Origin of the sequence: Spirosoma utsteinense (assembly GCF_014282275.1) — a bacterium.
In the GTDB taxonomy this organism is placed as follows: domain Bacteria; phylum Bacteroidota; class Bacteroidia; order Cytophagales; family Spirosomataceae; genus Spirosoma; species Spirosoma utsteinense.
This window is the reverse complement of sequence record NZ_VFIA01000139.1, coordinates 1-1,259: the sequence shown is the minus strand read 5'-3', so window position 1 is coordinate 1,259 and position 1,259 is coordinate 1. Positions and strand designations below refer to the sequence as shown.

General features: G+C 53.7%; 1 protein-coding gene and 1 pseudogene. Both read right to left on the bottom strand.

All coding sequences use genetic code 11. The features are described 5' to 3' along the window. Window positions 1-432, bottom strand: a pseudogene (locus FH603_RS28100) (tetratricopeptide repeat protein); the annotation flags it as partial. Window positions 433-541: 109 nt separating this feature from the next. After that, window positions 542-1,259 (bottom strand): T9SS type A sorting domain-containing protein (locus FH603_RS28095; protein WP_186742676.1); only part of this gene is annotated, 718 nt, incomplete at its 5' end.

Sequence of the window (1,259 nt, the reverse complement as noted above, 5' to 3'; positions counted from 1 at the left end):
AGCAAACTGGTGCTGCGACATTTTTACCGATGACTTGAACGTCGTTGCCTCGAAGTTTTTCGGGTCTATACTCAGTACGCCGTCCAGAACCCGAAGAATAGCGGGGTAATAGTAAGGGTGTTCGCCGGTGATGCGGGCCTCCGACAAGTAGATCATCGCAATCTGAAGCCGGGGCTTCACCTCGTTAGGCTTATCGCTGATTTTCTTGGTCAGTTCTGCCACCTTCTCTTTCGTTTTTTGCCACTCAACGGCTCCCGCCAATTCGCCACGGCGCTCAAAAAGGGGTGGAATATCAAGCGCAGAACCCGTCGTTTGGGTTGTCTCCTGCCCTTTGTTTTCATTGTTTTTGCAGCCAGTCTGCGCAAAAAGCAGCAGGGCCAGCAGAGCAGGCATACAACCGCAGAAGACTTGCTTAGGAATGATCGTGTACATTGTTGTGAGGGATATAAAGAAATAAGCTGGTGGATGAGTAGGTTTAGGTTTGTCGTTTTTCAGGAACACTACGAACCCAAACCCACTCATCCACCAGCTTGATAAGTTGTTAGTTGCGGATAATCTTAACCGTCCTGCGTTCGGTTGGCGTCGTTACCTGTATGAAATAAACGCCCGGTTGCTGACCTAACCGCAATGTCCGGCGTTCGGTGGCACCCGCTTCCCCAATGGTCTGCTGATTCAGCAAACGACCCTGGCTGTTGGTGATGCCTAACCGTACTGACTGACCCGTTGCTCCGCTTACTTCTACGGTTACGTCGTCACCTACCGTTGGGTTACCGATTACCCGTACCAGCATCGGCTCCACCTGTTCAGCTGCAGCGCGGGCTCCTCCCATCATACCACAAGGGGTACGGAAATCGAAGTCGAAACTAACCTCCGACATCGGCACACCCACATAGCGGCCAAACACCTTGAGGATCTTGCGGCTGTTCGCATCCTTGCGCAGCTCATCTTCGATTTTCCGATTCGTGCTGGTACCGTATCCACCGTTGACAACCCCGGCTGCCGCAAACTCGACCACCCGGTTAGGATCGCCACCAACGCGTCCGAAGGTGATGTTACCCGTCGTGCAGTCGTAGCTCACCACGGTTACGGACAGGGGTTGAGTGGCTGCGGTCGATGATTTTGGTCCCACATACTGGTTGCCGGTGAAGGCACGCCAGGGGTGTTGCTCATACGGGAAACTCGTCCGCAGGGTCGTGTCATTTTTGGTGACGCCCGCGTTGAAGGTCAACACCTTCAGCAGATTGGCTGAAACCGGTGTC